Here is a 24261-nt window from a genome sequence, read left to right on the forward strand (position 1 = left end):
TGAGAGCGAGCCAGCGGCAGCGACGGAGCGCGGGCGGCTCGCCCGCGGATGGGGAGCGGCGGGCCAGCGGCCCGCGCTCCGTAACCCGTAGAGCGCGCGGGCGGCTCGCCCGCGGATGGGGAGCGGCGGGCAGAACATAGAACCGTTGATCGCTGTGCAATGCTTCAAAGCCCGGTGTGGCGCTCCCCATCACCCCTCCCCCAGCGGGGGAGGGGCAAGGGGTGGGGGCATCAGCCCGCGCAGCGGGCTTCGTAAACCCAGCCCGGCCCTTCAGGGCCGGGTGCGGGATCAGCCTCTGAACCGCAGCGCGTGAGAGCGAGCCGGATGGGAAGGTTGATTTACATAAGCAAATGGGGATCAGCCTCTGAACCGCAGCGCGTGAGAGCGAGCCGCCCGCGGATGGGGAGCGGCGGGCAGAACATAGAACTGTTGATCGCTGTGCAATGCTTCAAAGCCCGGTGTGGCGCTCCCCACTACCCCTCCCCCAGCGGGCTTTCGGGGGTAGGTATTTTGAAGTGAGCCAGCCTACCTCGTAGCATGGGATGGAGGTCGCAATTCCACCATGATTCGGAGGTGCAGCATGACTCACCACGAGGCAGTATCGGAATGGATAGCATGCGTGTCAAGCACCGTGCCCCACCTCAGCGCCCCACAGGCGACGGTACTCGCGTGGTGGAGGTTCGGGATCGCGTGTACCCGGTCGTGTGGTCGCTTGACGGTGGCCACCGTTCTCGCGTTGCTCCGCACCCAGAAGGTAGCGACCATCGAGCAACGGTGGTACGAATGGTGGGTCGCGGCCCCACGCAAGGCCGGTACGCAGCGCCAAACCCTCGCTGTGACCACCTGTTTTGCCCCGTTCCTCGCGTGGATCGTGCGCGGGTGGCACGGGAAGCAGATCGCGCTGGCGCTCGATGCCACTACCCTGCACGACCGGTTCGTGGTGCTGACCAGCTCGGTCGTCTCTCGCGGAACTGGCATTCCCGTGGCGTGGACGGTGCTTCCGGCCGGTCAATCGCGGTCGTGGCGGCGCGCATGGCTGCGGATGCTCCGGGTGCTCCGCCCGGCCATCCCGCCCGATGGGATGGTCATCGTGCTGGCCGACCGTGGCTTGGATGCCCGGTGGTTGGTTCGCCGGATCGTCCGCCTCGGCTGGCATCCCTTCCTGCGCAGCAACGCCGGTGCGAAGGTTCGACCCGCGGGACAGGCACGGTGGGAGTGGCTCCGCGCGCTCGTGTCACCCGATGGGCAACCCCGGCAGTACGCCGGCACCTGTTTCAAGCATCCAGCCAGTCGCCTCCCCTGCACACTGTTGGTGTGGGCCGACGACACCCACGCCGATCCGTGGTTCATCCTGACGGATCTGGCCCCCGGCATCGCCGACCGTGCGTGGGATGGCCTGCGCGCGTGGTGCGAACAGGGCTTCACATGCACCAAACGCGGTGGCTGGCAGTGGCAGATGACCCAGATGACCGACCCCGACCGCGCCGCGCGGCGGTGGCTCGCCCTCGCGCTGGCGATGTTCTGGATGGTGACCGTGACCATCGGCACCGATCGGGAAACTGGCCCACCCGAATCCTGTCCCGACCTGCCGGATCTCCGCCCGTTGGTGGGTGGTGTCCGCCACGGCCGGATGCGCCACATCCGGCTAGTGCGCCTTGGCTGGTTGTGGCTGCTCGTCCAATGGATCCAGCAGGCGCCGCTGCCCCTACCGCGGCAGTTGGTTCCCGAACCGTGGCCGATCACTCCGCCCCCACGCGCGCGGGATCACCCGTTGCAGCGCGTACCATTTACCTCACCGTCGCACTCCGCCCCCACGCGCGCGGGATCACCGCCGGCCCGCTTTTTGTTACTTTTTCTTAACTTACTCCGCCCCCACGCGCGCGGGATCACCTACGACCCGATCCCACGCTTTTTCTAGTTTTTCACTCCGCCCCCACGCGCGCGGGATCACCAGCAAGAGCACGCCGGCAATGCCGCGTCAACGCACTCCGCCCCCACGCGCACGGGATCACCCGCCCGCACCGCTGGCATCCGACGACCGGTGCTCGCCGCAGGAGGTGAGCCGATGAAATACCTACCCCCGAAAGAGGGGTGGCCCTCACCCCCAGCCCCTCTCCCACTAGCGCGGCAGAGGGGAGGGTAGGGCCGGGTTTTGAGCCATCATATAGCGATCAACCGTTGTGCTCTACTAAATGTTCTGTCCGCTCCTCGACGCCGGCAGGACGCGGCTGAATGGTACGAACCTAGCCATGCGCGGCTCTAGCGGTGTACGATGCTACGGGCACAGCAGCACTGTACACGTACCGGTGTCAAATAGGGCACAGCAACGCTGTACACGTACTGCGTCCCTAGCCGCTGCGTTTGTTTGTGGGGCCGGTGCGTTGGCGCGCTTGCCAGTCGTTAATCAAGATGGCCGCTTGCTCGTTAGTAAGCTGGTCAACCGTGACGTTGAACCGGCGTTGGGCTTCGGCTTCGGCGTCGAGCGCGAGTTCGCGCGCCAATGATTGGATCGCGTTGCGCTGTTTGTCAGATACCGGTTGGTTTGCGTAGCGAGCGCGCTCTTCGGCGACTGCCAAGCGCTGTTGTTCTTCTTGCACGCGCCGCAGCTCGTCAATAAATGCCGAGGCTTGGCCCTTGGTGAGGGCAACCAGATCGTAGCCGTGCTCGTGGGCAAAGGCGGCTAACTTTTCGCCTGACCAACCCAGCGCTTGTTGGAGCGAGGCAATAAAGTTGCGTTGCCGTTCGCTGGCCGGCGCGTCGGGGTCGCGCACGGTGATGGCGGTAGCGGCGGCATGTTGCTCGCGAATGTGCGCAATCTGCTGCTCAACCGCCTCGCGCTGGCTGCGGAAAATGCGCCAGCCGAGATCAACCGCTTGCTGTACCGTCTGATCGTCGGCATCGATCGGCAAGGTGATGGTCTCTTCGATGGTGATAAAGTCGTCGCCAAGTTTGATCGCGGTGCGATATGTGCGGGTGACGCTCCGCTCGCTCTGGGGTTTGGCCGGCATGGTGTTCCTCCTCCGACTCTCCGTACTGCATTCTTCCCGTCGCGCCCGATTCCTGTCGTTTCTACAGCGCCGGCGCTATTCGTATTATAGTACAAATGTTCAATATTGGCAAGCGGTTGTCAGAACGCAACATTCCGGTTACAATAAAATAGATCCGCCATGTCATTGCATCAATAGTAAATCGCTATGTACGATCTCCTCATTCAGCGCGTTGATGTGCTCCAGATCGCCAATGGCGCCCCTGTCATCTTACCGCAGCATGATATTGCCATCGCCGGGCAGCGTATCGTCGCGATCGCCCCAGCCATCAGCGCTGGTCTGGCCCGTGAGACGCTGGATGGCGCGGGCCAGTTGGCTATTCCCGGCCTGATCAATAGCCATGCCCACATTGCGATGAGCCTGTTTCGCGGCGTGGCTGAAGATGTGCCGATCGAAGAGTGGTTTAACGGCTTTATCTGGCCGCTGGAAACCAATCTGACGCCGGAAGATGTCTATTGGGGAGCCTTGCTGGGGATTGCCGAGATGATCGAAGCCGGTGTGACGTGCGTAGCCGATCACTATTTTGCCGCCGACGCGATCGCGCAAGCGGTGCAAGAATCGGGCATGCGCGCGTTGCTGGCGTGGACGCTCTTCTCTGGCGCTGATGAGCACGATCAATTGGCCCGCGCCCGCCAGTTTACCGAGCAGTGGCACGGCGCCGCCGGCGATCGGATCCGGGTCTGGATGGGGCCGCACGCGCCGTATACCTGCACGCCGTCGTTCTTGCGCCGGGTGGGGCAGACGGCGCGTGAGCTTGGGGTTGGCATTCACATTCATCTGGCCGAAACGGCGGGGCAAGTCGCCCAGAGTATGGCGGCGCACGGCCAATCGCCGGTGCAGCTTGTGCGCGATACCGGCCTGTTTGAGGTGCCGGCGATTGCTGCCCACGTTGCCCATGTCGCGCCGGAAGACATTGCCACGCTGGCTGCCCATGGGGTGGCAGTGGCGGTCACGCCAAAGACCGAGATGAAGCTGGGGATTGGGGTGGCGCCAGTGACGGCTATGCGGGCCGCTGGGGTCACGGTGGCAATCGGTAGCGATGGCGCGGCCAGCAACAATACGTATGATGTGCTCGAGTCGGCGCGTCTGCTGGCCCTGCTCGAAAAGCTGCGCAACAGCGATGCGCGCGCCTTGCCGATCGGCGCGACGCTCGAGTTGGCCACCACCGCTGGCGCTCGCGCCTTGCGCTGGGATGATATTGGCGTGTTGCAGGTGGGTGCGCGCGCTGATCTGGCGCTGGTGCATTGTGCGACCGCGCATACCCAGCCGCTCCACGATCCGGCGGCGGCTTTGCTCTATAGCTCCCAACCCGCCGATGTGAGCACGGTGATCATTGATGGCCGGATCGTGATGCGCGATCGGGTGTTGTTAACGATTGATAAGTCACGAGTGCTGCGTGAGGTAACGGCGCGGATCGAACGCTTGACCCAACGCCAAACCGAGCAACGGATGGCCGTCTATCCTGAGCTGGCGGCTGGCGAATAGGGCATCGTCAACCCTTGGCCCTAACGATGCCCTATTTGAACAGGGTTGCTAATCCACACAAGAGGCTTCCCGCCACACCGATGGCGAGCGCGTGCATCCACAGCGGCCCGTTGGCGAGGGCAACGTCAATGATCGTGGCGGTTAACCCTATTGCACTGCCGATGATGATCGCTTCTCGTTCGCGCTGGCTGAGCATAGGCCTCCTCTTAGCGATCGCGTTCGCTGGCATCACGCCCTTGATCAAGCAAATAGCTGCCGTAGTCTTGGGTTGGCGGTTCAGCCGCTTTTTGCACGATCACGCCGATCTGCACCAAAAACCAGAAGATGCCCGACCCGATCAGGGCTACCACAATGAGGCCCACGACGATCATCACAATAATAACCATGGTACTCATCATAAGCGTTCCTTTCGTCTGCTGGCTATGACTGCGCCTGTACGCACCGGGCAAGGCGGTAGCTGGATCGTATGGTCGTACGCTATGTTCCATGATACGAACGATCGCCGCATGACGTTTCGCCTACGCCAACTATGATTGCTTTGTCAACCGGTTGTCGCTGAAGAGCTGCGGGTATGGTATACTGCCGGCAAGACGAAAGGCATCTAATAGGCGATACCATAGGGAGGGTGGTAGCACGCCACTGGTGCGGCGGAAGGGTAGTGTTATGAGCGAGTTGGGCGCGCGTCTCCGGCGAGCGCGGGAAGCGAATGGCATTTCATTAGCGCAGGCGGCGGCAGAGACCCGTATTTTGTTGCAATCGTTGCAGGCATTGGAAGAGGGCGCGTTCGAGCGATTGCCGAGTGATGTGGTTGCCCGTGGCTTTGTACGGAATTATGCGCAATACCTCGGCTTGCCCGTTGATGAGATGATCGAACTCTACCGGCGCGAGCGCGGTGCTACCGATAAGATCCGCATTGTTCCGGCCACCAATCCGCCCCGCACCCGGATGTATGTCCTCCCCGGTTTTTTTGCTATCTTCTTTATCACCTTAACCTTGATCGGGCTCGCGTATGTGGGTCTCAGCGCCCTTGGCCGCATTGGCGAACGCGCGACGCCGTCGGCTGGTGTCGCCGCTTCACCCACGATTGTGCCACCCTCGCCATTGCCGACGCCAAGCCCGCCGCCGACTGAGATCAGCCTTGTTGCAACGGCTACCCCGTCGCCGGCAGCGCTCACGCCATTCGTGCTGGTGACGCCGGAACCAAGCCCAACCCCGGCAGCGCCGATCGTGATCGAGGTGCGTGTGCCTAATGTGCGCGGCACCGAGAATTCATGGGTGCGAGTGCAGGTTGACGGCACGACCGTCTTTGAGGCAATCATGCGCGCTGGTGAGCAACGGGTCTTCACCGCGCAGCGCCGGGTCTTTATCCGAGCTGGCAATCCGACCGATGTTGAGGTCACGGTGAATGGGTTGCAGCAAGGGCCGCTTGGCACTGTGCCCGGCCAGCCGGTGAATTGGTCGTGGCCGCCGAATTGATCGGCCAAACCTGCGTTTTTCTGGTCATGGGAGGTAACAATGCCGAGCGAAAACAGCTTTGATATTGTTTCAGAGTTTGATCAGCAAGAGTTGGTGAATGCGGTTGATCAGACGTTGCGCGAAGTGCAGACGCGCTACGATCTGAAAGATGCGGGTGTGACCATCACCTTGAGCAAGACTGAATTGGTGATCGAAGCTGATAGCGAGCTGTCGTTGCGCAGTGTGCGCGATGTGCTGGAAACGAAAGCGGTGCGCCGTAAACTGTCGTTGAAGATTTTTGATTACGGCAAACCGGCTGATGCGAGTGGCGGACGGGTGCGGCAGGTGGTGACGTTGCGCCGCGGGATCGATAGCGAACTGGCGAAGAAGCTGAGCAAGATGATCCGCGATCGCTTTCCCAAAGTGCAGCCGCGGATTCAAGGTGATACGCTGCGCGTGGTGGGCAAGAGCCGCGATGAGTTGCAGGCGGTGATCGCGTTTCTACGCGAACGGGAGGGTGAGATTCCGGTGCCGTTACAAATGACCAATTATCGCTGAGTAATACTGTTTGGGTACTGGTGAGGACGGCACTCGCGATGAGTGCTGTCCTTTCTTGTTGGTATCGCCGCAACGAGATGCAAAAACCAACCAACGCGCTTCGCCGTGGTGATGCCCAACTCGATCTATAATGCAGAGAGATCGCGGATCGGCGCGATAGATAAAACGAAGGAATCACGAGTACATCACCAATGAAATACCATATCGTAACGCTAGGCTGTCCGAAAAATGCGGTTGACAGCGAAGGAATGGACGGCCTGCTCAGCGCGCAGGGGCACCAAGCTGTGGCTACCGCTGAGGACGCTGATGTGATTATCGTCAATACGTGCAGTTTTATTGCCGCAGCGCGGGCCGAGACGCTCGGCGTGCTGAAGGAATTGGGTGCGCGCAAACGGCCCGGCCAGCGCCTGATCGCCGCCGGCTGCATGGCCCAGAGCCATCCGGGTGAGGTGGCGACGGTGCAAGGCGTTGATGCGACGCTTGGCACCCAGCAGTGGACGCAGATTGGCGCGGTGGTTGGTCAAGTGGCGCAGCCGGTGATCCCGTTGGCGCCGGCGACGGCCACAATTCCCCTGATCCCGGCCTCTGCGGCTGAGCAGCCGGTCTCGTATGCCGATTGGCGCACGACCCAGATCCGGCGCACGCGCCATACCCCTTCCGCCTATCTCAAGATTTCGGATGGCTGCAACTTGCGTTGCGCCTTCTGCACCATTCCCAGCTTCAAGGGTGATATGCGCTCGAAGCCGGTTGGGGCCGTGCTGGCCGAGGCGCAAGAGTTGGTGGCCCAAGGCGCGCGTGAAATTGTGCTGGTCGCACAGCATCTGACTGACTACGGACGTGATCTTGGCTTGCAAGACGGGTTGGCGATTCTGCTCGAAGAGCTGTGCCAAGTCACGCCGCCGGATATCTGGATCCGGCTGATGTACGCTTACCCGCACGGCATCAGCGAGCGTCTGATCGCAACGATGGCCGCGCATCCGCAGATCTGCCATTATCTCGATATGCCCTTGCAACACGCCCATCCGGCCACGCTCCGCCGCATGCGGCGCCCGCCGGACACCGATCGCACGTTGCGCCTCATCGCCGAATTGCGCGCGGCAATGCCCGATATTGCCATCCGCTCGACGTTCATTGTCGGCTATCCCGGTGAAACTACTGCCGAGTTCAACGCGCTGCTCGAATTTTTGCAGACCGCACAGCTCGATCGGGTAGGCGTCTTCCGCTATTCACGCGAGCCGGGCACGCCGGCTGCCGAATTGCCCGATCAAGTGCGCCCACAGGTGATCGAGCGGCGCTGGCATGAAGTGATGCGCTTGCAGCAAACGATTTCGCATACGCGGAACCAGCGCTGGATCGGACGCACCTTAACGGTCTTGATCGAGGGGAATGGGGCGACCGATGACGGCAGCCCGCTCAGCGTGGGCCGCTCGTTCCGTGACGCGCCCGAAATTGATGGTCAAGTCTTTGTGTGGGGATCGTATCCGGCCGGCAGTATGGTGCCGGTGCGGGTGACGCAGGCGACAGCCTACGATCTGTGGGGAGAGGCAGCCGGCTAGATAAGCGCCAACCTGCGGGTTGTTGGGGTGGTTGCCCGCAGGTTGGCTCAGCGAGGCGGTTTAGGCATTCAGGCGCTGGGCAATTTCGCGTTGCAGACGGCGGAGTTCCGAGGGATTGTTGTGCGCGAGATAATCGACCATGTACGAGATGGCGGTGTCGCTATAATCATCGAGCAAGCCGTCGAGCACTTGCCGCACCACCAGATTGACAAATTCGTCTTCACTGATGACCGGGGTATAGACGTAGGCTAGCCCATCACGCTCACGGTTGAGCACACCTTTATCGGCCAGCCGGCTCATCGTCGTCATAACGGTGGTGTAGGCAATATCGCGCTGCTGAGCCAATTTGCGATGCACTTTCTTGACGGTGCTTGACCCTTCTTGCCAGAGGATCTGCATGATCTCCGTCTCGAGCGGGCCTAATACCTTGACGAGACCATCTTTCGTGGGGCTAAAGCGAAAGCGCAGGTTGAATGCCATAACAACACCTCGTTGGTTTGGGTCGATGAAACGTGGTAATCGTTTAGTGCTTACATAGCGAGTGTACGCTGTGCAGCACAATTAGAGAAGAGATCAACATTACACGATGATGACATGTAGTACTATTGTCTAAACATTTATACGATGATCTGTCGTAAAAGAGTGTAAATCTTGAAAAAATATCATTTTTGTTGTTTTTTGAGATAACTGATTGGCGGGGTTATCGCGAATTGTAATGGAATTGTAATGCTTATGACGCCAGAACATGACGTTCGATCGCAAATTCAAGCGGAAATGCGGTCAGTGTTTCCGGTGGTCGAAGGGCGGTTGCAGCGGTTTTACGCCATGCAGGAGTATCATCTCGGCTGGCGGAACGAGGATCTGACCCCGGCGGAGGCCGATCCGGGCAAGCTGATCCGGCCGCAGTTGGTGTTATTGGCATGCGCGGCTGCCGGCGGCGATCCACAGCAGGCCTTGCCTTTGGCCGCCGGTATCCAGCTCTTGCATGACTTCTCGCTGATCCACGACGATATCGAAGACGACAGCGCGATGCGACGGGGCCGGCGTACGCTCTGGAATATCTGGGGGCTGGCCCATGGCATCAATGCCGGCGATGCGATGTTTGTGCTGGCGCACCTCGCCATTCACCGGTTAGCCGAGGTTGGCCTGCCGGCTGAGCGCGTACTGGCCATTCTGCGCCGGTTTGATGAGGTCATTCTGCGCATCTGCGAAGGGCAGTATCTTGATCTGAGCTTCGAGGGTGATCTGAGTATCACGCCAGCGGATTATCTCGCTATGATCGGCGGGAAGACGGCGGCGCTGATTGCTGGCGCCGCCGAATTGGGGGCGCGGGCGGCGGGCGCGCCTGACGCGACAGTGGCGGCGCTGGCCGATTTTGGCCGTGCGTTGGGGTTGGGGTTCCAAATCGAAGATGATATTCTGGGGATTTGGGGTGCGCCGGAACAGACGGGCAAGCCGTTTGCCGCCGATCTCTACCGGCGCAAGGTGAGCTTGCCGGTGGTGCATGCCCTGACCCATAGCCCGGATCGGGCGCGGCTGGCCGAACTCTATCGCCAACCGGCGCTCGATGATGCCGCCGTTGCCGAGGTGTTGGCGATCCTCGACGCGGCCGGTTCACGCGCCTATTGCGCGGCGATCGCGAACGAGCACCATCAAGCGGCGTTTGCTGCACTGGCAGCCGTGCAACCGCCGACAGCAACCGCGGCTGCTGCGCGCGATCGTTTGCACGCGCTCACCCAAAGCTTGATTGGGCGGTAGTCTTAAAGGGCTGGCGCGGGAGCAGGGAGTGGTGAGAAATGGCCACAAAAAGCCGCAAAACTATCATGTTCTTCGTGTCTTTTGCGCCTTTTCGTGGTGATGCTTCGGCCTAGCCCTAAAGGGCCGGGCTAGGGGTGCGAAGCCCGCTGCGCGGGCAAAATAGCCACGAAAAGGCACAAAAGGCACAAAAATCATCAGATGTTTTGCATCGTTTGGGAATCTTTGAGACTATTCCGCTCGGTGGTCCTCACCCCTAGCCCGTCTCCCACTGGCGCGGGAGAGGGGAGTGTAACACCGGGCTTTGAGGCATCGCACAGCGATCAACGATTGTGCTCGCCGGGGGGCGTGTTTCTAAGGAATCGCGTCGCGATGCCCTCCCGCCCCCTCGCAATGACAGGATAGCGGTTCAGGGATGGTGGGCGCGAAAGTGGGCGCTCGCGTAGAGCGCGTTGTATTCGTGCAATGCCAACAAGGGACAGACAAGAACTTCCGTAACTATCTATTAACTGAAACTTCAAAGGTCTTTTCATCTTGCGGCGAATGTGCTACACTATAGCCGTTACACAGCGTCACGTCGCCGCGAGAGTCTGTTCGTCCGTCTGGGGCCCGATCGACTCCCCTGTCCGCATGACCTCCACGCCCGAGGATCAGCACGCGGCGCTGTGGACCGCTACCCGCTGTGAGGCGAAGTGAGTAGCGTGCAGTTTCGGAGGCGTGGTTTGTGGGCGCAAGCCCCGTGAGTGACTGCGTTGGGCAAGCAACGCGGAGGGAGTGGGACCGGATGTACGTGAAGCTCTTTGTTGGCAATTTGGCGTGGAGCGTTGATGATGCAACGCTCGAGTCCTTCTTTCAGGCTTATGGCGATGTGCGCAGCGCGCGGGTGATCAATGATCGTGAGACGGGCCGGTCGCGTGGTTTTGGCTTTGTCGAGATGGAAGTCGCCGATGTGGCGAAGGTGATTAGCCAAACCAATGGCCAGCCCATCAACGGTCGTGAGATTCGGGTCAATGAAGCCGAGGATAAGGGTTCGCGCGGCCCTCGTTCCGGCGGTGATCGCGGTGATCGCGGCGGCTTCGGCGGTCGGCGTTATTAACGCTTCCCTTCGAGCCGGTCGCGCCTCAACTGGCTCGTGCGCGGGATTACTCCGCCCCCTGTCATTGACAGGGGGCGCGTTGTGTTAGGAAGAATCTATGGTCATCGCCCTGTTTGTGGCCGGGATTGTATTGTTGGTATTTGGCGCCGATCTGCTTGTGCGCGGCGCTGCGAGCTTTGCCGCCGGCCTTGGCGTTTCGCCCTTGATCATTGGCTTGACGGTGGTAGCAGTAGGGACGAGTTCGCCCGAAATTGCTGTGAGTCTGCAAGCAGCATTTAATGGTCAAGGCGCGATTACATTGGGCAATATTGTTGGCAGCAATATCGCCAATATCATGTTGATTTTAGGCGTGGCGGCGATGTTTGGCCCGCTGCCGGTCGATCGCCAGATCTTTCGCCGTGACTTGCCAGTCATGATTGGTGCGTCGATCTTGACCTTGCTGTTGGCGCTTGATCGTTCGCTGTCGCGGATTGACGGCGCGATTATGCTGCTCGGCTTGATCGCGTATCTGTGGGTGATCTGGCCGCGTGGCGTCCATCCTGACCAGCCCCATCCCCACCGCACCCATCACCATCACTGGCGAGTGCGGGTGTTGCAGGCGGCGATGATGGCGGGAGGTCTGGCGTTGCTGGTGCTAGGGGCGAATTGGCTGGTTGATGGCGCAGTGACCTTTGCAACGTGGTTTGGCGTCAGCGAGCTGATCATCGGCTTGACGATCGTGGCGGTCGGCACGTCGTTGCCCGAAATTGCCACCTCGGTGATTGCCGGCTTGCGCGGCGAGCGCGATATTGCGGTGGGGAATGTGATTGGCAGCAATGTGCTCAACCTGCTGTTTGTGCTAGCGCTGACAATTGTGCTCTCGCCCCAACCGATTGATGTGCCCGCCGAGACGATCCGGCTCGATCTGCCAGTGATGGTTGGGGCGGCTCTCATCTGTGTACCCATTTTTATCACGCGCCGGATCGTCTCGCAGCGCGAGGGCAGCTTGTTGCTGGTCTATTACCTCAGCTATACGCTCTACTTGATCCTGAGCGCGAACGGCAGCGATGAATTACCCATCTACAGCGCGGTGGTCGGGTTGTTGTTGGTGCCATTGACGGTCGTGTTGTTGGTGGTGCGGGCCTTGCGCTGGTTAGGTGAAGAGCGCCGGCGCCAAGCGCCGGCCAATGCAGGCATGGTTGAATAAATGCGCGTCTTTTATTCGGACACCTTTGTCTTGCCGTTGCCGCCGGGCCACCGCTTTCCGATGGAGAAGTACGCGCTGCTGCGCGAGCGGGTATTGGCAGAGGGGATCGTAGCGCCGGAACGGTTGCACGTGCCTGAACCGGCGAGTGTCGCCGAGCTGGCGCGGGCCCATACGCCAGCCTACATCGAGCGGGTCTTGCAGGGGGAACTGAGCAATGCTGAGCAGCGCCGGATCGGCTTTCCGTGGTCGCCACAGATGGTCGAGCGTTCGCGCCGGTCGGCAGGAGCGACGATTGCGGCCTGCCGGGTGGCGCTCAGCGAGGGGGTGGGAGTAAATTTGGCCGGCGGTACCCACCATGCCTTTGCCGATGCCGGCGCTGGCTATTGCGTGTTTAATGATGCGGCGGTAGCGGCGCGCGCGATGCAGGCTGAAGGCCGCGCGCACCGGATCGCGATTGTTGATTGTGATGTCCATCAGGGTGATGGCACTGCCGCGATTCTGGCCGGCGATCCAACCATCTTTACCTTTTCGATCCATGGCGCGCACAATTTTCCCTTCCGCAAACAGCAGAGTGATCTCGACATCGCCTTGCCCGACGCTACCGGCGATGCTGCCTATCTCGATGCGTTGGAATGGGGTTTGCGGCAAACCTTCGCCGCAGCCAAGCCCGATCTAGTGATTTATCTGGCCGGCGCTGATCCGTATTACGATGACCGGTTAGGCCGGCTCAGCCTCACCAAGGCCGGGTTAGCTGAGCGCGACCGGGTGGTCTTTGCCGCTTGCCGATCGGCAGGCGTGCCAGTGGTGGTAACGATGGCCGGTGGCTATGCGCGCCAGATTACTGATACGGTCGATATTCATGTCCAGACGGTGGCGTTGGCGGCGGAGTTGGGGTAAATGCACGCAGTCCGCTTTGCAGGCAGCCGGTGCGAGAATGGCAGCAGTTAATGCATCCAATGTGACAAAACCTTCGCATAGATGTGGTGAGAGGTGCATGGAAGGGCATGCACCGGCGTATCATCGACATAGCGGAGGAATCATTGTGGCAGTAAATCACACGCAACAAGGCGCTTTCTCTCGCCGGAGTCTCATTAAGGGTATGGCTGGTCTGGGAGGTGGGTTCGTAGTTGCAAGTTTTGCGAATCTATTTGGGATCCGTCCGGCATCAGCCAACCACGATCGTAAAGATGATCCACAGCTTATTCTGGATTTGGCCGCTACAGCCGAGACGTTAGCGACAACATTCTACTATGCCGCATTAACCGCAGCCAAGTTCAAGCTCCAAGAGGAGGATGTGCTCTATCTCAAGCTCGCTCTTGATGCCGAGAAATATCATCTTGACTTCTTGGTGTCGAATGGTGGGAAAGCTCTCACCAATCAATTCTACGTACCCGCTAATCTCCTGAACGATCCGGCGCTCTTTGTGCAGGTTGGCGCTGATGCTGAGACAGCGTTCGTCGGAGCGTATCTGGCGGCGACCCGCCGCTTTGCCGAGTTGGGCTTGGATCGAATCGCCGGCACCACTGCGCAGCATGCGTGCAGCGAGGCGCAGCATTTGGCGCTAGTTCGCGAGATTGGGGGGTTTGCGCCTAATAATCTTGCGTTGCCGTTGCCAATCTATTACAACGTCTCTGATGCTGTGCCAACACTGGCGCCGTTCTTGCAGGGCGGGCAGGGCTTTATTGGCCCGGTGACGGCTCCCTCGGCCGCCCAGATTACTGCTGTGTTGGGAGGTGTGAAGTCTGATCCGACTCAGCCGTATACCAAGGTGTTCTAAGCGAGGTGAGTCTCGTTAGCGTTTGGGGCCTGCCAAAGCGTCAGTATGCGCTTGGCAGGCCTAGGCGTTGCTATAACCTTGGCGCGATGCGCTCACAAGGAGACGCCGGTGAGAGAACAACACCCCTCCGCTCTTGGGTTGGCCAATTCGGCTATAATACAGCAATTCGATGGAGCGACTGAACAAAAGGTCTCACATCTAATGCCGCTTCAAGACCCAGAAGAGGCCGGTTTACGCGATCTGGCCGATGAGTTGCTGATCGATCTGATAGTGCAGCGTGAAGAGGCTGCATTAGGCGCATTGTATGATCGATATGCCGCGCTGGTCTATGCAATTGCGCTACGGGTAACCGGTGATCGCCAGACTGCTGAAGAGGTCATGCAGGACGTATTTCAGAATATCTGGCAGACAGCGGGTGGATTTCGGCAGCAGACTGGTGCGGCGGCAGGATGGATTATTGGGATTGCGCGGCATCGAGCTATCGATGTTATGCGCAGTAAGCGTGAACGTGGACGCAATCGCGAAGTCACCGGCGTTGATGTGAGCGCGTTGCCGACGGTGATAAGCGGTATTGAAGGTGATGTTGAGCAGCGCGTTCTCCGTGAAGCGGTGCAAGCGGCGCTCGCTGAACTGCCGCCGGCGCAGCGCCAAGCGATTGAAATGGCTTATTACGGCGGTTTAACCCAAACCGAGATTGCCGAGCGGCTAGGTGAGCCGCTCGGCACTATAAAAACCAGATTGCGGCTTGGTTTGATGAAACTGCGAGATGTTTTGCGTTCGCTGGTGGAGTAATAGATATGGATTCGTCGCCGGAACAACCCGAAGAGATAACCAATCTGCTCGTAGCGTACGCCCTTGATGCGCTCGATCCGGCTGAACGGGCGCGGGTACAGCGTCTGTTGGCTGAACGGCCAGAGTTGCAACAAACTCTTACCGAACTGCGCGCATCTGCCAATTTGTTGCCATACGGGCTAGATCGACCCACGTTGCCGCCGGAATGGCGCCAGCGCACGCTTGATTATGCCCTTGGCCGGCGCTCACGGATGGCAGAACCATCATTGGCGCAGCAGCCAGTTCATCGTTGGCGAGTGTGGGTGGCGGCGCTAGGCGGTATATCCACGGTATTGTTCATTGTCCTGCTCGTTATGCTTGGCGCCACCGGCAGCTTGCGCAGCGAGCTGGCGGTAGTGACGCAGCAGCGCGATCAAGCGCAGTCGTTGGCGGCCACCGCACAGGCTTCAGCACAACAATTGGCGGCGGTGTTGACCAATCCGGCGCCGCTAGCGACGCTTACCGGTGAGGCGGGTCAGGGCGCCGTCTTTCGTGATGCGGCGGGGCGGCTCGTTTTGATTGCCGTCTTGCCGCCGCTGGCTGACAATCAGGTGTACCAGCTCTGGTTGATTGAAAATGGTGCAGCTCCGGTGAGTGGTGGCGTTTTTACGGTTGATGCGGGTGGTTATGGCCTGATGGCACTGCCTGCGGACAGCGCTCGCAGCGGCACAACGCTTGCGATCACTGCCGAACCGGCGCCCGGAAGCCCCGGCCCAACCGGTGCGATCTTGATAGCTGGACAAGTCATATAGGGTTTCTTCCGGGTGAATCAGGCGACCAGATGATGAGTGATAAGATGATCTTGGGCATGCTATACTACAACTAAAGCGCGTGCGCGTCCGGGAGTAGGTATGCCCGAACCAGCTCACATCTTAGTAGTGGAAGACGATCCTGATATCCGTCGCATCTTTCAGGCGGTGCTAAGCCGTGACGGTTTTCGCGTTTCGGCAGCGGTTTCGGGTGAAGAGGCGTTAAGCTTCCTGCAATTAATTACTCCCGATCTCATCCTGCTCGATCTGGCGCTGCCGGGGGTTGATGGCGCCGAAGTGACCCGGCGGATCAAAGCGGATCGTTCTAAACCCTTCATCCCGATCATTATCGTTTCGGCCCATGCCGATCTCCACACGAGCGTCAGCAACCTCGACGCTGGCGCTGATGATGTGCTGGTCAAGCCGGTTGATTTCAACCTCTTGCTGGCGCGGGTGCGGGCGCTCTTACGATTGCAGCGGGCGCAGCGCAGCCTGCAACAAGAGCAGCGCAAAACCGAGCTGCTGTTGCACCTTTCGCGTGATCTTGGATCGAGCATTGATCTCGATGTGCTGTTGACCGGTTTTCTCAACCATCTCGCCGATGCGGTCGGTGCGATTCGGGCCAGCATCATTTTGACCGGCTTTGACGAAGAGAAGTTGTTGCTCTATTCCAGCAGCCGCCATCCTGCCACTGCCGAATTGAACGATATCTTGCGGTACGGGGTGGCCGGGTTGGCGCTGCGCGAGCGTGGCCCGATCTTGATCACCGATACCCGGCTCGATTCACGCTGGCTGGTAACCTCTGACATCCACAATGATGTGCGCTCGGTAGCGGCGATGCCAATCATCCGCGATAACCGCGCGTGGGGCGTGATCACGCTGGTGCATCACACGCCGGGGTATTTCACGGCTGAGCACCTCGAATTGCTGGCCTCAGTCGCAGCCCAAAGCGCGGTGGCGCTGGAAAGCGCCCGTCTCTACCGGCTCAGCGAACAACAGAAAGAGTTGCTAGCGCGGCGCGCAGAGGAATTACGCCGGATCAACGATATTAACCGGCTGCTGTCAGAATTGATGCAGATGGATCAACTAGGCCGGCTGCTGGTGCAAATGATCCATTACCAGTTTGGCTACCCACTGGTCGCACTGGTGATCCGGCAACACGATCGGCTGGTTGTGCAAGCGGTTGCCGGCGCGTACCGGTCAGAACCAAACCATATCTCGTTCGGAATCGATCAAGGGGTGAGCGGCTGGGTATGCCGCCACCGCGAGCCGTTGCGCATTGATGATCTGGCCCAAGATGTGCGGTTTGTACCAGTACTGCCCGACGAAGATCGTATGCGCTCGGCCCTCAGCGTGCCGGTGTTGTTGCCGCGAGAGGCGTTAGGTACGATTGAGGTGCGCAGTCCGCATCCAGCCGCCTTTAGCGCCAACGATGAAGCGATCTTGCTGGCGATTGCTAACCAACTGGCGATTGCGATCGGCAATGCCCGCCTGTTCGAGAGTGAACAGCGCCGGATTGCTCAATTGAGTGAGATCAATCGCCTGTCATTGGCATTGACGGCCCAATTTGCCGCACCAGAGAATCTGCACCATACGATCGAGACGGTGGCGCACATCTTTCGGGTCGAGCAGGCCGCGATCTTGCTCTTTGGTTCGCAACCCGGCGATACGGTGGTCGCGTTGAGCGGGATGGCAGCGCTGCACGATGCTGATTTGGCCAAGTTTGTCCAACAACATCCGTTTCTGGCGGCGCAAGTAGCTGCGTTACAGCAGCCTCAGCATGTTGAGAATCTGCCCGAACGAGCCGATTTGGCGCCATTACAGGCATTTCTGGCGGGGCGCGGCGTGCGTGACATATTGCTGGTGCCGCTCGTGGTCAATGGCCATACGCAGGGTGTGCTCTGCCTTGACACGACCAAGCGCGGGCCGTTTGAAAAGACCGAATTAGAGATGGCCTCGACTGTCGCGAGCCTAATCGTGCAGATTCTTGAGAATGCCCGTCTGTATCGGGTGGTGAATGATGAGCGATCAACCCTCGATGCCGTGTTGCGCAGTGCAACCGATCCGATCGTACTGATCGACCCTGATGCGCGCTTGCTGCTGGCGAACCCGGCGGCGCGCGAGCGCTTGCAGATCGATCCGGCGTTGCACCATGGGCAAGGGGTCGATGCCTGTCCGGCGCTACGCTCAATCATACCGCTCATCGAGCGTAATGCGCCAACGACGGTGGAGATCGAGCCGCAACCCAATCTGCACTACAGCGTCAGCATTGCGCCGGTGTGCAGCAGTGACGCGAAAGAGCTCGGGCGGGTGGTCGTGTTCCGTGACATCAGCGCGATCAAACAGCTCGAACGGCAAGAGCGCGAGCGGGTGCGCAGTGTCTTTCGCCGCTACGTTTCGCCGCAAGTGGCCGAACGGCTGCTCAGCGCCGGCAGTGATTTTGGCGCACCGACTGAGCGCACGGTAGCGGTGCTCTTTGCCGATATGCGCGGCTTTACCACTTTGACCGAGCAGATCGATGCGCGGGTGCTAGTCGAGCGTATTCTCAACCGGTATTTCACTGCGATGACTGATGCGCTCTATGCCTATGACGGCACGATTGATAAGTTCCTTGGTGATGGCTTGATCGGGGTCTTTGGCTCGCCAATCACGCACCCTGACGATCCGCAACGGGTGGTGCTGGCTGCTGTGGCGATGCAACAAGCCTTTGCCCGGCTCGCCAAAATCTGGCACGACGAGTTGAATCTGCGGATCGGGATGGGGATCGGGATTAGCTATGGTTCGGCAGTGGTTGGCAATATCGGTTCCGAACAGCGCCAAGACTATACGTTGATCGGTGATGTGGTCAACACTGCTTCGCGCTTGTGCGGGATTGCGCAAGCCGGCCAGATTATCATCTCGTCACATTTGGTCAACGCGCTCGGCGGCCAGTCGCCGTACCCGCTACGTGAATTGGGGGCGACCCGCCTCAAAGGCAAACAAGAAGAACACCTCATTTATGAGGTGGTGATTGAGCAACCGGCGCCGATCGCGCAACAGGTGTAGCGTTGCAATGCGCTGCATGGTTCAACTGTTCCAATGCTTGACATTCGCTTAGCAACCTTTTAAGATACCCCCAACTGGTGAAAACCGGCACCCGGCCCATTCCACCTAGAGGAGTCGAGCAACCATGGTGTTGTTTACCCGGCGCATTGTGCGCTTCTGGATTCTCTGTGCGCTGATTGTCGCAGTGTTGGCTGGCTGTGCTGCCCAGCCTGTTATCTTGACCGGTGTCGTGACTGATGCGTACACCGGCGCGCCTCTGTCTGGCGTAACGGTGGCGATTGGCGAGCAGACGCTGACTACTGATGAGCAAGGCCGCTTTCAGACTGAACGCTGGCGGCCCGAAGATACCTTGGCGTTGCAGGCCCCCGCTTACGAGCCGCTCAACCTGCCGCTCGCCGATCAACCCGGTGTGGGCCAGAGCGGAGTCTTTACCGTGACCATTACCACCTCTCTGCGCCCAAATGTACTCAGCGGCGTGGTGACCGATCTCTATACCGGCCAACCGATCAGCGGCGCACAAGTGCGGTTGGAGGGCAATGAGGCGGCGCAAGCGGTGACTGACGATGCCGGCGCGTATACTCTTACCGGGGTGCCAGAGTCGTTTACGGTCACGGTGAGCGCACCCGATTATGCGCCAGCGACGGAGACCATAGCGCGGGCCACAGCGCTAGATGTTAGCTTGCGCCCGAATACGCTGAGCGGGGTGGTGACGAACGTCTACACTGGCCAGCCGGTGGCGGGGGCGAAGGTGACGGTGGGTGAACTGAGCGCAACAACCGGCGTTGATGGAACGTATCGGTTACGCGAGATACCTGAACGGGGTGAACTTACTGTTGAGGCGGAAGGCTTTGCCGCGGTCACGCAGCCGTTTACCCGCACCACCGCGCTGGATGTGGCGATCCGGCCTGACACCCTCTTTGGCCAGTTGGTTGACGCCACGACCGGCCAGCCAGTGCCGAACGCGGCGATCATCGCGACAGAAACGTTGACCTCGACGGCGGTTGGCTTTGTGCGGATCAACGACAGCGTCGAAGGGCGCTTCCGCCTGCCCAATCTGCCCGAACGCGGCTTTGTGCAGGTGCTGGCGCCGGGCTATGCTAAGAAGGTCATTCCGATCGAGCCGGGCAACATGCCGGAACAAATTGCGCTCGAACCCTTCTATGTGCGTGGTATCTATATCACGGCGGCGGTAGCGTCGGTGCCGCGCTTGGTTGATCGCTTCCTCGATCTGATCGATCGCACCGAGCTGAACGCGATCGTGATCGATATCAAGAGCGACCTGCGTGACGATCTCGGTAAGGTCTACTACGACTCGCAGGTGCCGCTCGTGCGCGAGTTGGGTCTGAGTACGCCGAAGGTCGATTTTGCCTCGATTTTGGCGAAAGCCAAAGAGCGCGGCATCTACACGATCGCCCGCGTACAGCTCTTCTCGCACGACAATGCGTTGTCGGATGCGCGGCCCGAATGGTCGATCCGGCTGCGTTCGACCGGCGAAGTCTATGCCGATTATCCGGGGCCGGGCATTCGCTACGCCTACCTCGACCCGACCAACCAGAATGTTTGGGATTACAACATTGCGTTGGCGGTGGAAGCGGCCCAGATGGGGTTTGACGAGATCAACTTTGACTATATTCGCTTCCCGGATTGGTTTGGCACCCGGGCCGAATTCCGCGATAAGCTGCTGTTCAGCGAGCCAATCGATCCGGTTGATAATCCGGGCCGGATGTTCGAGGTCATCCTCGAATTTATGCAGCGTGCGCACTATGCGGTCAATGCTGCCGGTGCGTTTATGTCGGTCGATGTCTTTGGGCGCGTGGTCAATGGCCCTTCGCTGACGATCGCCCAAGACATGACTCGGATGGGCGAGTTTACCGACTATGTGTGCCCAATGCCGTACCCGTCGTTGTGGTGGAGCGGGTTGGAAAATATCGCGGTGCCGGTGAAATTTCCCTACGAGACGCTGAAGATCGCGGTGCGTAACGGTGGCCGCCAGATGGCGGCGAGCTATGCCAAGCAACGGCCATGGCTGCAAGACCATACCGACCCGTGGGCGCCGGTAGTGGTTGAGTATGGCCCGGCTGAGGTGCGGGCGCAGATTGATGCCACCGAAGAGCAGCCGGAAGCGGCAGCGGGATGGTTGTTGTACGATTCGGCCAATATTTACAAAGGTGCGTTTAATGGCGCGGCGCGGCCTGCGCCGTAAACCAGCCGCTCCGACAGTTCCGCGGTGAAGAGACGGCCTCGCGGGCCGTCTCTTTGGCGTGATTGTCATGCATTTTAGCGAAAAAAAGTGGACGAAATCGCGTCGCTGCCAGTATAATTATTTGCACAAATCACACGTATGGGTGACAACAGCCTGATCTGGGCCGAGTGGCAGTGGTCGCTCTGGCAGCGGGGCACAAGGTTATGATCCGACAAGTAGCGCTGAGGATTGGTCTGCTGATCGCGCTGTCAGCAATGGTAGCGGCGACGTATCCGGTGGCGGCGCGACCGAGCAGTCTGGCGGCGCAAGTATCGAGTTGGCGGTTGAGTAGTGTGCGTGATTGGCAAGCCGGTGTTATCACTGGTTTGCTGGTGACGAATAATGCCGGCGGTGAATTGCGGCTTGATGCCGAAGCGGTTGAAGGCAGCTTCATCTCGGCGCCGTTTGAAACAGCCTTTGCCACAAATGCTGCCGGCGCTGTCTGGCGTGGCGAACTGGTTGAAGGGACTGATCTCCGCTTAGAGCTGCGGGCGCGGGCAACGCCGCCGGCCAGCGGTGACGAGGGGTGGGGGCCGTGGCAGCCGCTGGTGGTGGCCGATGCATCGCCTGCCGCCGATCCCGATGCGCTCACGACAGCCGTGCCGCTAGCCTTGCCGGAAGATACCCGTTATTTGCAACTGCGGGCAACGTTTACCAGCCAAATCCCGCGCGCTTCGGCAGTGCTGAATGATGTGACCGTCTCGTACCTTGCGACGCAGATCACGCCGCCAATCTTTGCCGCCGGCCTGCCGCAACGCCCGATCATGTTTGGCCAGCCGGTACTGACGCCGCGCCCGTTGCAGATTGCGCGCGCCGATTGGGCGGAACCGGCGGCGGCCCGGCCTGACCGGCGCGATCCGCAGGGGGTGGTGATCCACCAAGTTCCGGTTGATGCGTCGCCGGCGGCGACAGTCGCCTATCTGCGCGCCTTGCTGGTCTACCAGACCAAGGTGCTCGATTGGGACGATCTGATTTACCATTACCTTATCGATAGCGAAGGCAATCTGTTTGAGGGCCGCTTAGGCGGGCCGACCTCGCTGGTGCGGCGGGTAGCCGGCAGTGCGGCGGATGTGCAGATTGCCTTGCTCACCCCGGCTGATCAACCGCCAACGCCGGCGGCCCAAGCGCGCCTTGTGGCGTTGCTGGCTTGGCTCACCCAGACCTACAATATTGCGCCAAACGGGCAGCAACCGGCGGCGGACGGTGGGTTGCGTCCAACGATTGCCGGCCACTATGAGGTGTATCCCGCTGCGCCTGATCCCTATCCCGCCTTCCGCGCGCTCTTGCCGGCGCTGCGCGCGCAAGCCGATAGCTCCACGGTGCGCGCGCGCTGGTATTTCGCCGAGGGCAATACCGCCGGCTATAGCCAACGCCTCAGCCTGTACAATCCGGCGTCACGGCCAGCTACCGCTCGCATTACCTTCTTCCCGCCTGCCGGCCAGCCGGTGGTGCGCGACGTGCAAGTTCCCGGCGGCGGCAGAGCCGATCTGAATGCTAACGAGGTGGTGCCCGGCGCGAATGCGTTGCCAGCCATCGTGGAAGCGAACGAGCCAATCTTGGCCGAGCGCTCGATGGCGCTGGTCAGCGATATTGACAGCGGGCCGGGCATTGACCGGCTCTCGCGGGTGTGGTATTTTGCCGAGGGCAGTACCACCGAGCAGACGCAGACCTACGTGATCATCTTTAACCCGCAGCCGAGCGATACCCGCGCCCAAATCACCTACATGCAGCGCAACGGGACGGTCTTTGAGCAAGAGGTGCAGATCGGGGCGCGCAACCGCTTGGTGGTCGCGGTGCATGATATTACCTTACCCGACGGCACGCGCCCGTTGGCCGATGCCAGCTTTGGCATCCGGGTGATCGCCAGCCAACCGGTGGCGGTCGAGCGCACCATGCGGTTTGGTCCCGGCGGGAGCGGGTTGCATACGGGGCGGGGTATCGATACGCTCTCGCGGCGCTGGTTGTTCGCCGAGGGTACCACTGAAGGCGGGTTTCGCACCCAGTTGTTGGTGTTAAATCCCAATAACCAACCGGCCAATGTCGAGGCCATCTTCCGCGGCCCGCAAGGGGTGGCGGCGACGCGGCGCTACGCCATCCCGCCGCGGGCGCAATTGGCGATTGACGTTAACGAAGTCGTGCCTGATCTCGGCTTCGCTACCGAAGTGGTTGCCGACCGTCCGGTTGCGGTTGAACGAGCGATGCGCTTTGCCGGCGGCGCGGTGGGGACGATTGGCGCCGGAGCGCGTGCGCCGGCCTATCGCTGGGCCTTTATCGATGGCCGCACCAGCGATGCCGCGTATTACCTCTGCCTCAGCAATGTGAGCCCACTGTCGGCAATTGTGACGGTTGAAGCGATCTTCGGTGACGGCACCAAGACCGAGCTGAGCGTGCGGATTCCGGCAGGGGCGCGGTATACGCTAGCGATGCACGAAGCCTTCCCGAACGAAACCGCGGTGGCAGCGATCGTGCGCAGCAACCAACCGATTGTGGCCGAGCGGTCGATCTTCCCCGGCGATGGCGCGCGCGGCGGCAGTACAACCCTTGGCATACCGTTGCCGTGATCGAACAGGCGCAAAGAGAGCAGAGACGGTCAACGTAATGTAGAGACGGACGGCAGTCCGTCTCCCACAACATAATGTTGAGGATGAAATGAACGTCGAGATGGACGGCAGTCCGTTCCTTCGACGCAGGGGATAAACACCAAGGCGCAAAGCGGTAACACGCAACGGCGCGCGAAGTTTGTGGAGACTATCTAAAAACCTTTGCCGGCTTGGCGCCCTTCGCGCCTTTGCGTCTTTGGGTTAGCCCTCACCCCGTGCCCCTCCTCCGCCGGGATTCAAGGGCGGACAGCACTTCTGTCCATCACCCGGCCCTGAAGGGCCGGGCTAGGCTTACGAAGCCCGCTGCGCGGGCTGATGCCCCACCCCGTGCCCCTCCCCCGCTGGGGGAGGGGTTGTATCTGTTCCCATTTCCAAGACGCAAAGAGGCAACACGCAACGGCGCGCGAAGTTTGTGGAGACTATCTAAAACCTTTGCCGGCTTGGCGCCCTTCGCGCCTTTGCGTTTACATCCTCGGCGACCTTTGCGTCTTTGGGTTGGCCCCCACCCCTTGCCCCTCCCCCGCTGGGTTTCAAGGGCGGACAGAACATCTGTCCGGCACCCGGCCCTGAAGGGCCGGGCTAGGCTTACGAAGCCCGCTGCGCGGGCTGATGCCCCCACCCCGTGCCCCTCCTCCAGCGGGGGAGAGGTAGCGTCTGTTCCCATTGCCAAGACGCAAAGCGGCAACACGCAAAGACGCGAAGAACGCAAAGGTGCGTGAAGTTTGTGGAGATTATCTAAAAACCTTTGCGAGCTTGGCGCCCTTTGGATTGGCCCCCACCCCGTGCCCCTCCCCCGCTGGGGTTCAAGGGCGGACAGAACATCTGTCCGGCACCCGGCCCTGAAGGGCCGGGCTAGGCTTACGAAGCCCGCTGCGCGGG

19 protein-coding genes and 1 CRISPR repeat array are annotated in these 24261 nt (G+C 60.4%); of the genes, 14 read left to right on the forward strand and 5 right to left on the reverse strand.

Annotated elements, in window-relative coordinates; genetic code table 11:
- Positions 1-622: 622 nt before the first annotated feature.
- A complete protein-coding gene (locus A6A03_RS15765) occupies positions 623-1156 on the reverse strand; it encodes a hypothetical protein (RefSeq protein ID WP_066790189.1) in 534 nt (177 codons plus the stop codon).
- A gap of 585 nt (positions 1157-1741) precedes the next feature.
- A CRISPR array of direct repeats spans positions 1742-2013; the repeat unit is 28 nt; unit sequence ACTCCGCCCCCACGCGCGCGGGATCACC.
- Positions 2014-2348: 335 nt separating this feature from the next.
- Positions 2349-3008, reverse strand: coding sequence for a hypothetical protein (locus tag A6A03_RS15775; RefSeq protein ID WP_066790194.1), 660 nt, complete (start codon positions 3006-3008; stop codon positions 2349-2351).
- 186 nt (positions 3009-3194) lie between these two features.
- Between A6A03_RS15775 and A6A03_RS15780 the strand changes: the two genes are divergently transcribed.
- Positions 3195-4532 (forward strand): amidohydrolase, encoded by a 1338-nt coding sequence (locus A6A03_RS15780; protein ID WP_066790195.1) that lies wholly within the window; start codon positions 3195-3197, stop codon positions 4530-4532.
- A gap of 31 nt (positions 4533-4563) precedes the next feature.
- Here the strand turns inward: A6A03_RS15780 and A6A03_RS20650 are convergent, their stop codons facing one another.
- Both A6A03_RS20650 and A6A03_RS15785 read right to left on the reverse strand, forming a co-directional pair.
- Positions 4564-4728: a hypothetical protein gene (locus tag A6A03_RS20650; RefSeq protein ID WP_172812322.1), complete on the reverse strand. Its 165-nt coding sequence runs from the start codon at positions 4726-4728 to the stop codon at positions 4564-4566.
- A gap of 10 nt (positions 4729-4738) precedes the next feature.
- The gene (locus tag A6A03_RS15785; RefSeq protein ID WP_066790196.1) at positions 4739-4930 is read right to left on the reverse strand and encodes a flagellar basal body-associated FliL family protein; all 192 of its coding nucleotides are present in this window, start codon (positions 4928-4930) and stop codon (positions 4739-4741) included.
- A gap of 265 nt (positions 4931-5195) precedes the next feature.
- Between A6A03_RS15785 and A6A03_RS15790 the strand changes: the two genes are divergently transcribed.
- From A6A03_RS15790 to rimO, 3 genes are all read left to right on the forward strand, one after another.
- Positions 5196-6008, forward strand: coding sequence for a helix-turn-helix domain-containing protein (locus A6A03_RS15790; RefSeq protein ID WP_066790198.1), 813 nt, complete (start codon positions 5196-5198; stop codon positions 6006-6008).
- Positions 6009-6047: 39 nt separating this feature from the next.
- Positions 6048-6545, forward strand: a complete 498-nt coding sequence (locus A6A03_RS15795; RefSeq protein WP_066790200.1) for a YajQ family cyclic di-GMP-binding protein — start codon at positions 6048-6050, stop codon at positions 6543-6545.
- Positions 6546-6736: 191 nt separating this feature from the next.
- Positions 6737-8101: a 30S ribosomal protein S12 methylthiotransferase RimO gene (rimO, locus tag A6A03_RS15800; protein ID WP_066790202.1), complete on the forward strand. Its 1365-nt coding sequence runs from the start codon at positions 6737-6739 to the stop codon at positions 8099-8101.
- Between the two features lie 60 nt (positions 8102-8161).
- Here the strand turns inward: rimO and A6A03_RS15805 are convergent, their stop codons facing one another.
- Complete coding sequence (locus A6A03_RS15805; protein WP_066790203.1) at positions 8162-8581, reverse strand: BlaI/MecI/CopY family transcriptional regulator; 420 nt, start codon at positions 8579-8581, stop codon at positions 8162-8164.
- 294 nt (positions 8582-8875) lie between these two features.
- On the opposite strand from A6A03_RS15805, the gene A6A03_RS15810 reads away from it, so the two are divergent.
- From A6A03_RS15810 to A6A03_RS15855, 10 genes are all read left to right on the forward strand, one after another.
- Positions 8876-9859 (forward strand): polyprenyl synthetase family protein, encoded by a 984-nt coding sequence (locus tag A6A03_RS15810; protein WP_245669021.1) that lies wholly within the window; start codon positions 8876-8878, stop codon positions 9857-9859.
- A gap of 781 nt (positions 9860-10640) precedes the next feature.
- Positions 10641-10952 (forward strand): RNA recognition motif domain-containing protein, encoded by a 312-nt coding sequence (locus tag A6A03_RS15815; protein WP_066790207.1) that lies wholly within the window; start codon positions 10641-10643, stop codon positions 10950-10952.
- Between the two features lie 97 nt (positions 10953-11049).
- Positions 11050-12138: a calcium/sodium antiporter gene (locus tag A6A03_RS15820; protein ID WP_066790209.1), complete on the forward strand. Its 1089-nt coding sequence runs from the start codon at positions 11050-11052 to the stop codon at positions 12136-12138.
- A complete protein-coding gene (locus A6A03_RS15825) occupies positions 12139-13035 on the forward strand; it encodes a histone deacetylase family protein (RefSeq protein WP_066790211.1) in 897 nt (298 codons plus the stop codon).
- Between the two features lie 145 nt (positions 13036-13180).
- Positions 13181-13915: a hypothetical protein gene (locus tag A6A03_RS15830; RefSeq protein WP_245669022.1), complete on the forward strand. Its 735-nt coding sequence runs from the start codon at positions 13181-13183 to the stop codon at positions 13913-13915.
- A gap of 201 nt (positions 13916-14116) precedes the next feature.
- Complete coding sequence (locus tag A6A03_RS15835; RefSeq protein ID WP_066790219.1) at positions 14117-14707, forward strand: sigma-70 family RNA polymerase sigma factor; 591 nt, start codon at positions 14117-14119, stop codon at positions 14705-14707.
- A 5-nt stretch (positions 14708-14712) separates the two neighbouring features.
- A complete protein-coding gene (locus A6A03_RS15840; protein ID WP_066790221.1) occupies positions 14713-15498 on the forward strand; it encodes an anti-sigma factor in 786 nt (261 codons plus the stop codon).
- A 99-nt stretch (positions 15499-15597) separates the two neighbouring features.
- Positions 15598-18540 carry a GAF domain-containing protein gene (locus A6A03_RS15845; protein WP_066790223.1) on the forward strand — a complete coding sequence of 981 codons (2943 nt, stop codon included), beginning with the start codon at positions 15598-15600 and terminating at the stop codon, positions 18538-18540.
- 124 nt (positions 18541-18664) lie between these two features.
- Complete coding sequence (locus tag A6A03_RS15850) at positions 18665-20743, forward strand: putative glycoside hydrolase (RefSeq protein ID WP_066790225.1); 2079 nt, start codon at positions 18665-18667, stop codon at positions 20741-20743.
- 203 nt (positions 20744-20946) lie between these two features.
- Positions 20947-23343, forward strand: coding sequence for a peptidoglycan recognition protein family protein (locus A6A03_RS15855; RefSeq protein WP_066790227.1), 2397 nt, complete (start codon positions 20947-20949; stop codon positions 23341-23343).
- The last annotated feature ends 918 nt before the right edge of the window (positions 23344-24261 follow it).

Origin of the sequence: Chloroflexus islandicus (assembly GCF_001650695.1) — a bacterium.
In the GTDB taxonomy this organism is placed as follows: Bacteria; Chloroflexota; Chloroflexia; order Chloroflexales; family Chloroflexaceae; genus Chloroflexus; species Chloroflexus islandicus.

Bases quoted from the DNA above. Each gene is read 5' to 3' on its own strand.
- A6A03_RS15765 (WP_066790189.1), bottom strand. From the start codon at position 1,156: ATGCCAGCCGAGGCGGACGATCCGGCGAACCAACCACCGGGCATCCAA.
- A6A03_RS15775 (WP_066790194.1), bottom strand. From the start codon at position 3,008: ATGCCGGCCAAACCCCAGAGCGAGCGGAGCGTCACCCGCACATATCGC.
- A6A03_RS15780 (WP_066790195.1), top strand. From the start codon at position 3,195: ATGTACGATCTCCTCATTCAGCGCGTTGATGTGCTCCAGATCGCCAAT.
- A6A03_RS20650 (WP_172812322.1), bottom strand. From the start codon at position 4,728: ATGCTCAGCCAGCGCGAACGAGAAGCGATCATCATCGGCAGTGCAATA.
- A6A03_RS15785 (WP_066790196.1), bottom strand. From the start codon at position 4,930: ATGATGAGTACCATGGTTATTATTGTGATGATCGTCGTGGGCCTCATT.
- A6A03_RS15790 (WP_066790198.1), top strand. From the start codon at position 5,196: ATGAGCGAGTTGGGCGCGCGTCTCCGGCGAGCGCGGGAAGCGAATGGC.
- A6A03_RS15795 (WP_066790200.1), top strand. From the start codon at position 6,048: ATGCCGAGCGAAAACAGCTTTGATATTGTTTCAGAGTTTGATCAGCAA.
- rimO (WP_066790202.1), top strand. From the start codon at position 6,737: ATGAAATACCATATCGTAACGCTAGGCTGTCCGAAAAATGCGGTTGAC.
- A6A03_RS15805 (WP_066790203.1), bottom strand. From the start codon at position 8,581: ATGGCATTCAACCTGCGCTTTCGCTTTAGCCCCACGAAAGATGGTCTC.
- A6A03_RS15810 (WP_245669021.1), top strand. From the start codon at position 8,876: ATGCGGTCAGTGTTTCCGGTGGTCGAAGGGCGGTTGCAGCGGTTTTAC.
- A6A03_RS15815 (WP_066790207.1), top strand. From the start codon at position 10,641: ATGTACGTGAAGCTCTTTGTTGGCAATTTGGCGTGGAGCGTTGATGAT.
- A6A03_RS15820 (WP_066790209.1), top strand. From the start codon at position 11,050: ATGGTCATCGCCCTGTTTGTGGCCGGGATTGTATTGTTGGTATTTGGC.
- A6A03_RS15825 (WP_066790211.1), top strand. From the start codon at position 12,139: ATGCGCGTCTTTTATTCGGACACCTTTGTCTTGCCGTTGCCGCCGGGC.
- A6A03_RS15835 (WP_066790219.1), top strand. From the start codon at position 14,117: ATGCCGCTTCAAGACCCAGAAGAGGCCGGTTTACGCGATCTGGCCGAT.
- A6A03_RS15840 (WP_066790221.1), top strand. From the start codon at position 14,713: ATGGATTCGTCGCCGGAACAACCCGAAGAGATAACCAATCTGCTCGTA.
- A6A03_RS15845 (WP_066790223.1), top strand. From the start codon at position 15,598: ATGCCCGAACCAGCTCACATCTTAGTAGTGGAAGACGATCCTGATATC.
- A6A03_RS15850 (WP_066790225.1), top strand. From the start codon at position 18,665: ATGGTGTTGTTTACCCGGCGCATTGTGCGCTTCTGGATTCTCTGTGCG.
- A6A03_RS15855 (WP_066790227.1), top strand. From the start codon at position 20,947: ATGATCCGACAAGTAGCGCTGAGGATTGGTCTGCTGATCGCGCTGTCA.